The organism is Frankia sp. CoBUL1 (genome assembly GCF_978021245.1).
Genome location: NZ_CDXDOS010000155.1, coordinates 1 through 8,041, shown reverse-complemented (window position 1 = coordinate 8,041; position 8,041 = coordinate 1). Strand labels below are relative to the sequence as shown.

At 70.5% G+C, this 8,041-nt stretch carries 6 protein-coding genes and 1 tRNA gene; 5 read left to right on the top strand and 2 right to left on the bottom strand.

What is annotated here, in order from left to right; all coding sequences use genetic code 11:
• The first annotated feature begins 98 nt into the window (after positions 1-98).
• Both bagA and bagB read left to right on the top strand, forming a co-directional pair.
• Positions 99-1,112, top strand: coding sequence for an ATPase BagA (bagA, locus tag AC08OX_RS12070; RefSeq protein ID WP_476607908.1), 1,014 nt, complete (start codon positions 99-101; stop codon positions 1,110-1,112).
• A 149-nt stretch (positions 1,113-1,261) separates the two neighbouring features.
• The gene (gene bagB, locus AC08OX_RS12065) at positions 1,262-2,401 is read left to right on the top strand and encodes an ATPase BagB (protein ID WP_476607907.1); all 1,140 of its coding nucleotides are present in this window, start codon (positions 1,262-1,264) and stop codon (positions 2,399-2,401) included.
• A gap of 153 nt (positions 2,402-2,554) precedes the next feature.
• On the opposite strand, the gene AC08OX_RS12060 is transcribed toward bagB, so the two are convergent.
• On the bottom strand, positions 2,555-2,911 hold the full coding sequence (locus AC08OX_RS12060) for a WhiB family transcriptional regulator (RefSeq protein WP_476607906.1): 357 nt from the start codon (positions 2,909-2,911) through the stop codon (positions 2,555-2,557).
• 553 nt (positions 2,912-3,464) lie between these two features.
• Here AC08OX_RS12060 and AC08OX_RS12055 point away from each other — a divergent pair.
• Positions 3,465-6,098: a penicillin-binding protein gene (locus tag AC08OX_RS12055; protein ID WP_476607905.1), complete on the top strand. Its 2,634-nt coding sequence runs from the start codon at positions 3,465-3,467 to the stop codon at positions 6,096-6,098.
• 27 nt (positions 6,099-6,125) lie between these two features.
• Here the strand turns inward: AC08OX_RS12055 and AC08OX_RS12050 are convergent, their stop codons facing one another.
• Positions 6,126-6,584, bottom strand: a complete 459-nt coding sequence (locus tag AC08OX_RS12050) for a GatB/YqeY domain-containing protein (RefSeq protein WP_476607904.1) — start codon at positions 6,582-6,584, stop codon at positions 6,126-6,128.
• Positions 6,585-6,739: 155 nt separating this feature from the next.
• Here AC08OX_RS12050 and AC08OX_RS12045 point away from each other — a divergent pair, with 155 nt between their 5' ends.
• Both AC08OX_RS12045 and AC08OX_RS12040 read left to right on the top strand, forming a co-directional pair.
• Positions 6,740-7,681 carry a metallophosphoesterase gene (locus tag AC08OX_RS12045; protein ID WP_476607903.1) on the top strand — a complete coding sequence of 314 codons (942 nt, stop codon included), beginning with the start codon at positions 6,740-6,742 and terminating at the stop codon, positions 7,679-7,681.
• A 27-nt stretch (positions 7,682-7,708) separates the two neighbouring features.
• Positions 7,709-7,785: transfer RNA gene (locus tag AC08OX_RS12040), tRNA-Pro, on the top strand.
• Positions 7,786-8,041: the final 256 nt, after the last annotated feature.

Here is an 8,041-nt window from a genome sequence, read left to right as displayed (position 1 = left end):
GGGTTTTCTCCCGGCTCACCACCGTGGTGGGGACCGTGCACGCGGGTACGGTCAAGCTTGTGAACGGCGAGAACACCGTTACCGACAGCGAGAACACCGTGACCAAGGAAGCGAGCGGTGAGGTGGCCGGTCCGTGGGAACGGCGGTTGCACATCGTCACCGGCAAGGGCGGGACCGGCAAGACGACCGTGGCCGGCGCGCTGGCCGTGGCGCTTGCGAGCGGTGGTCGTCGAGTCCTACTCACCGAGGTCGAGGGTCGGCAGCAGATCGCGCAGCTGTTCGACACCCCTCCGTTGCCCTACCGGGAGCGCAAGGTGGCCAGCGCCCCCGGCGGCGGGGAGGTGTTCGCGTTGGCGATCGACGCGGATGAGGCCCTGCTGGAGTATCTGGAGATGTTCTACAACCTGCGGCGGGCCGGGAGGGCCCTGGACAGGATCGGCGCGGTGGACTTCGCCACGACCATCGCTCCCGGGGTTCGCGACGTGCTGCTCACCGGCAAGGTCAAGGAGGCGGTCAACCGGCCCGACGCCACCCGCCCGGGAGGGCTGGCCTACGACGCGGTGGTGCTCGACGCGCCGCCCACCGGCCGGATCACCCGGTTTCTCAATGTCACCGCGGAGGTGGCGGGGCTGGCCAAGGTCGGGCCGATCCGGGCCCAGGCCGACAGCGTGATGGCCGTGCTGGCGCCCGATCGGGCCGCCGTGCATCTGGTCACCCTCCTCGAGGAGATGCCGGTGCAGGAGACGGTGGACGGCGTGGCCGAGCTGACCCGCGCCGGCCTGCCGCTCGGCGGTGTGGTGGTCAACATGACCCGCCCACCCCTGCTGCGCGCGAAGGAGTCCCGTCTGGCCCGGCGCGGGGAGCTGGACCGGGAGGAGATTGCCGCCGGGATCAAGGAGGCTGGGATGGAGCCCACCCCTGAGCTGGTCGAGGCGCTGGCCTGGGAGGCGGCCCAGCACGCCGATCGCGTCGCGCTGGAGGCGGCTGAGCGTGCGGAGATTGCCGGGCTCGGTCGTCCCGTGTATGAGGTGCCGCTGGTCGCGGATGGCGTCGACCTCGGCACCGTCTACCGGTTCGCGGAGATGCTGCGGGCGCAGCAGATGGTGGCATGAGCCCCGCGCGCCCGTCACCCGGTGCACCACGGCGGGAACCCGGGGCGCCGTCCGCCGGGCGGCGAAGGCCGGCAGCGGGGAGCGTCCGGCAGCCGGCGGCGCGTCGCGGCGGGGTGGGAGCGCGCCGGACGCGTCCGCATCCGGCCGGCGTGCCACTGCTCGACGTCGACGCGATGCTCGACACGGAACGGATCGTGGTCTGCTGTGGCTCGGGTGGGGTCGGCAAGACGACCATGGCCGCGGCGCTCGCGCTGCGGGCGGCCGAGCGCGGGCGCGACGTCGTCGTCCTGACGATCGACCCGGCGCGGCGACTCGCCCAGGCCCTGGGCCTGACCGCGCTCGACAACACCCCACGCGAGGTGGTCGGGGTCGACGGTGCCGCCGGTGGTCGTCTCGACGCGATGATGCTGGACATGAAGCGGACGTTCGACGAGATCGTCCTGGCGCACAGCACCTCCGAGCGGGCCGAGGCCCTCCTTGCCAACCCCTTCTACCAGTCGCTGTCGTCCTCCTTCGCCGGCACCCAGGAGTACATGGCGATGGAGAAGCTCGGCCAGCTCGACGCCACCGGCACGTGGGATCTGATCGTGGTCGATACGCCCCCGACCCGGTCGGCGCTGGACTTCCTCGATGCTCCGACGAGGCTCGGGGCCTTCCTCGATGGAAGGCTGCTACGACTGTTGCTCGCGCCGGCGAAGGCCGGCGGGCGGGCGTACGTGAAGGTGCTCGGCGCCGGCCTCGGCGTGTTCACCCGAGTCCTCACCAAGGTGCTCGGCGCCCAGCTGCTGACCGACGTCAGCCAGTTCGTGGCGGCGCTGGAGACGATGTTCGGTGGCTTCCGGGCGCGGGCGGAGGAGACCTACCGCCTGCTCGGCGATCCCGGCACCTCGTTCATCGTGGTCGCAGCGCCCGAGGCCGCGGCGCTACGGGAGGCGTCCTACTTCGTCGATCGGCTCGATGCGGAGGGGATGCCCCTCGCCGGACTGGTCGTGAACCGGATGCACCACAGCGATGCCGAGGCGCTCAACATCGAGCGCAGCCTTGCCGCCGCCGAGAACCTCGAGGAGCATGGGGAGCATCCGCTTGCCGCCGCGGTGCTGCGCATCCACGCCGATCGGGTCCGGTTGGCGAGCCGGGAGGCGCGGCTGCGGGAGCGGTTCACCAGCGCCCACCCCGACACCCCGATAGTGGGGGTGGAGGCGTTGTCGGAAGACGTGCACGATCTCGTCGGACTGCGGGAGATCGGCGATGCGCTTGCGCGTGACGAACGGCTGGATCGGACCGCTTGATCAGCTTGATCAGTGAGCCCGGTTCATCCGAGTGAGAGAACGCGGTCGGCAGCGGATGTGCGTGATCCCGGACCGGGACGGCGTTGTCCTCGGGCGGGGGATAGCCGGCGAAGGATCCGATCGGCCTTGGGGACTGGTCGGACCACCGCTGAATCAGCCGGCGGAGGCCGGTCTGTGGTCGGCCTGGGCGTCCGTGAGCAGCTTCCGCCAGGACGTGACGTCTGGGCGGCGGCGTAGCAGCGCGCGACGTTCCCGTTCGGTCATGCCCCCCCAGACGCCGAACTCGACGTGGTTGTCGAGAGCGTCCGCGAGGCACTCGGTGCGGACAGCGCAGCCGAAGCACCGGGTCTTCACCCGGTTCTGGGCGGCGCCCTGGACGAACAGCTCATCCGGGTCGAGGTCGCGACAGGCGGCGTGAGCCGTCCAGTCGCCGTCGATGGCGGAACCCACGAGATGGGTCGTGTTGGCACGGCGTGGCGTGCTGACGGTGGAGGTCAGGCTTCTGGTCATGCCACCTGCCTTTCTTCTCGAGTCCGGGTCAGGGGGCCCGTGCGGGTGGTGACGTGGCGTTGACCCGAAACCGTACGGAGTGGCGTGGCCACGGCACAGACCCCACACGGGTGGTTGTCCAAATGACTAGTCCGGGCCATTGATCCGGATCGCCATGGTAGTGCGGTCTGTGACCTCCGTATGTCTGTTGCGTGACAATGAGGTATCGACTCAGAAATAATGTGGGTTTTTCATCGCTTCGTTTCCGTTTTGACGAGATTGCCCTACTGTGGGGCTGGAATCGCGATGACGCCCGAAGGTGGAGGTATGGAGCGTGGGCGGCGGGGCAGCGGGTGTGGAGGTTGTCACGGTCGTCCGGGGCGCGCCCGGGACCGGCAGGGTCGCCTGCCGGGGCTGGAACTGCGGCGTCCCAGCTCACGGCATTATCGGCTGCGATGGGCCGCCGCCTTGTGGCGTTCGTGGAAATCGGGGCGGCGGGGGTGGCGCTTGTTGATCAAATGTTGGCCCGTATGCTCCGACGGGTGTCCCAGCCTGGCTGGACGGAGGTCCCTGGATGACCGCGCCCCCTGGGCACCCCACGCCCGGTCGTGGGCGGTTCGAGGATTCCGCCCGCGACCGTGTATCGGGGCGCCCGTACGGGCCTGACGAACTCCGCTTCGGCGACGTCGACCGGCCCGAGCCTCGTCCCATCGCATCATCGGCCCGCCGGCTGGGGTTCGTGGCCACGCGGCTGCTCGGCGCCGGCGTGATCAGCGTGGTGGCGGGGGTGCTCGTCGGCATGCTGGCCCTGCCGGTGGTGGGAGCGGCCGGACTGACCGTCAAGGGCGGCGCGGACGACTTCCTCGACCTGCCGGCCAACCTGGCGGTCCCCCCGCTGGCCCAGGCGTCGCGCGTCCTCGACGCGCGGGGGAACGTCCTCGCCGTGCTGCGCGGGGAGCAGGACCGTGAGGTCGTGTCCCTGGGCCGCGTTCCGCCGGTGATGCGTCAGGCGATCATCGACATCGAGGATTCCCGGTTCTACGAGCACGACGGGCTGGATTACAAGGGTCTCGTCCGGGCGTATCTCACCAACCGGGAGAACGGCGAGGTCACCCAGGGCGGCTCGACCCTGACCCAGCAGTACGTCAAGAACGTTCTTCTGATGTCCGCGACGACGGCTGAGGCGAAGAAGGCCGCGACCGAGCAGACCGTCCAGCGCAAGCTTCGGGAGGCGCGTTATGCGCTGTACCTCGAAGCCCATCTGAGCAAGGACGAGATCCTCGAGCGTTATCTCAACATCGCCTACTTCGGCGATGGTGCGTACGGCGTCCAGGTAGCCGCGCAGCACTACTTCAACGTCGACGTCGACAAGCTCACCCTGCCGCAGGCCGCGCTGCTGGCCGGCCTGGTGAAAAACCCGAACGCCTTCAACCCGGCGATACATCCGCAGGCGGCACGGGAGCGGCGCAACGTGGTCCTCGACCGCATGTTCGAACTTCATCACATCGACGCGGCGGCCTTTCATCAGGCGCACGATGGCGAGGTGGTGCTCAACCGGCAGCCCCACTCGGCCGATCCCTGCGCCGACTCGACCGCGCCGTTCTTCTGCGCCCTCGTGCGCCAGCGGCTGCTGAACGACAGATCCTTCGCCCCGACGGAGGAGGACGCGCGCAGACTGCTGTTCGAGGGCGGCCTCACGATCAGAACGACGCTGGACCCGGTGGCGCAACAGGCGGCGCAGTCGGCCGCGACCGAGGTCATCCCGATCGGGAACCGGGTGGCTGCGAGCGTCGCGATGGTGCAGCCGAACACCGGCCAGGTGCTCGCCCTGGCGATCAACAGGGTCTACGGACCGACGGCGGACGGACAGCCCGCCGCCCTGTCCACGGACTTCGTCCACACCAAGGAGATTTATCCCGTCGACGAGGACTCGTTCTCCCCGGGATCGACCTACAAGGTGTTCACTCTGATCTCCGCGCTCGAATCGGGACTACCGCTTTCCACGACGCTGCACGCCCCCCTCTGCTACCACTCGAAGGTCTTCCCGAACCCGGATCCCCAGGGCAAGAACTGCTACGGCAACGCCGATCCCAGCGAGGACGGTTTCTACTCGTTGACGACCGCAACCTGGTCATCGGTCAACACCTACTACATCCAGCTCGCCGAGAAGCTGGGCGTGCTGAAGACGGCCGAGGTGGCCCGCCGTATGGGCGTCACCTCGTGCCGGATCCGGCAGCACAACAACAACGATCCCGAATGCAGGGGGGTGGACGGGATCAGCCGGGTCGACGGCTCCTCCATCCTTGGATCCAACGAGATCAGCACCCTCGATCTGGCGACCGCCTACGCGACGTTGGCCGCGCGGGGCAGGAAGTGCGACGCGCGGGCCGTGCTCGCGATCACCCAGCGGGTGGGCGGGACGGACCGGCCGCTTCCCTTCGACACCGGCGCTCCCTGCCAGCAGGCGCTCGACCCGAAGATTGCGGACAAGGTCAGCGCCGTGCTGCAGGGGGTCATCAACCACGGGACGGCCAGCGGGAACGGGCAGATCGGCCGGCCGGCCGCCGGCAAGACCGGCACCGCGGAGGGGTTCAGCACCGCCTCCTTCGCGGGTTACATCCCCCAGCTCGCCGCGGCGGTGACCCTCGCGGACCCGCGCGGACCGACGTCGCATCCCCTGATTAATGTGAAGGGTCGCAACGTCTTCGGTGGCGGATATCCCGCCCAGGTGTGGTCCCGCACGATGATCCGGACGATCGCCGGCCTCGGGCTACCGGTCGAACCGCTGCCGACCCCGGACGACACCCAACCCGAGGTGCCGACGAAGGCACTGCCGGACGTGATCGGGCAGCCGCAGCAGGTCGCCGAGCAGACGCTCGTCCAGCTGGGCTTCCATGTCAGGTCGCAGCCGGTCCCGCATCCGGCGCCCCCCGGCACCGTCGTGGCGATGTCGCCCGCCCCGGGCAGCGAGGTCTCGCTCAACACCGAGGTCACCCTGCAGATCTCCGGGGGGCTGACCGGCACGGCCGTCCTGCCGGGTGGATCGACGCTACCCGGCTTCGGAGCGCTCGCCCAGTCGAATGACGGCCAACCGGCCGGGGGCGGCCAGCCGGGCACGGACCTGCGTCGGCAGCTGAACGCTTCAGGCGGCTCGGGGCCGTTGGACGGTACGGATGGCCGGGGCCAGGGCAGGCGCCGGCTGCGCTGACCGGCCCACGCGGGCCACGCGGCTCGTTCAGCCGCCCGCCAACCGGGCCTTCACGAGTGCGGCGACCCGGCCGCCGTCGGCCCGGCCGGCGACCGCGGCCTGCACGGACTTCATGGCGGGACCGATCGCTCGTGGACCGCTGACATCCAGACCCGCGAGTACCTGGTCGATGATCGTGGCCAGTTCGTCGTCGCCAAGCTGCTTCGGCAGGTACTCCTCGAGCACCTCGCCCTCGGCCCGCTCTCGGTCCGCCTGGTCGCCGCGACCGGCCGCGGCGTAGGCGTCGGCCGCCTCCCGGCGCTTCTTCACCTCGCGGGTCAGGACCTTCGAGACCTCCGCGTCGTCGAGGACCCGCGCGGAGCTGCCGGCCACCTCCGCATCCTTCACCGCGGCCAGGGCCAGCCGCAGAGTGGACGTCCGCAGCTCGTCACGGGACTTCATCGCGACGGTCAGATCGGCGCGCAGACGTTCCTTGAGGGTGCTCATAACCACCGGAGCCTATGGTCTGCGGGCAGGGTGGTCACGCCGGTTCCGTCGGCGGGGGGCCCGGTGGTGCGGGGCGCCCGGTGGTGCGCGGCGCGGCGCGCGGAACCGGGCCGGGTGGCGGCAGGTCACCGCCCGCGGTGGGTGAGACTGGGACGATGAACGCACGTCACACCGCGGCGAGGACTCTCGTGGGTGTCGCGGCCGTGGGGGCGCTAGTGTCGGCCTACGGCGGGTTGTACGAGCGCACGGCGTACACCCTGCGGAGAGTGCGGATCCCGGTGCTGCTGGCCGGCGCGCGCCCCCTGCGCGTGCTGCACATCTCCGACCTGCATGTCACCCCCCGTCAGTACGGCAAGCTCGCCTGGTTGGGGGACCTGGCCCGGCTCGTCCCCGACCTGGTCGCCCTGACCGGTGACGTGCTGTCCGCGGCCGACGCCCGGGATCCCCTGCTTGCCGCGCTGGAGCCGCTCTACTCGTTTCCCGGGGTCTTCGTACCGGGGAACAACGACTACTTCGTCCCGACCCTGAAGCGCCCGCACCGCTACCTCCGGCGGGACGACGAGGCCCATCCCAGGGGCGCTCCGCTGGACTGGGCGGCTTTCGCCAGTGGTCTCGCCGCCAGCGGGTGGACCGAGCTGACCAACGTGCGGGCGGTCATCGAGGTCGGCGGTCGCCGGATCGACCTGCGTGGCGTGGACGACGCCCGGCTGCGCCGCGACCAGCTCGCGGTCGTGACCGGCCCCCCGGAGCCCGGTGTTGAGCTCGCGTTGGGACTTTCGCACACCCCGGAACCGCGGGTCCTCGACGCGTTCACAGCGGACGGGGTGGGGCTCACCCTTTCGGGGCACACGCACGGGGGTCAGATCCGGCTGCCCCGGGTCGGGGCGCTCGTGACCAACTGCGGGCTGGACCGGGCCCGGGTTCGTGGGCTGTCCCGTCACGAGGTCGACGGGCGGTTGTCCTGGCTGCACGTGTCGTCCGGGCTGGGCACGTCCCCGTTCGCGCCGCTGCGCCTCGGCTGCCGGCCGGAGGCGACCCTGCTCACCCTGGTGCCGGCCGGGGTACCGGCCGGCGACCCCACCCCGTCGGACCACTGAGCCGTCGGGTATGCTTCATCTCGGTCGCGGGGTGTGGCGCAGCTTGGTAGCGCGCTTCGTTCGGGACGAAGAGGTCGTGGGTTCGAATCCCGCCACCCCGACCAGATGACGCGTTGCAGCCCCGTCTCCCCAGCAGGGAGGCGGGGCTCTTGCCGCCCAGGGGGGTCGGCCGGTCCTTGAGCATCCTACCCGATTGCCCGTCCACCCCACGGCCGCTTTCCCTTACCCGTGTATCCTCCTCGGCCGCGGGCACCGAGCCGGCAGCTGGGCGCTGGCAGGGCACCGATCGGCCTGCTGCCGTCTTCGGTCGATCGCCGCCCTGCCGCGTTGCGCGGCTAGCGGGAGTTTCCTAGATGAGTT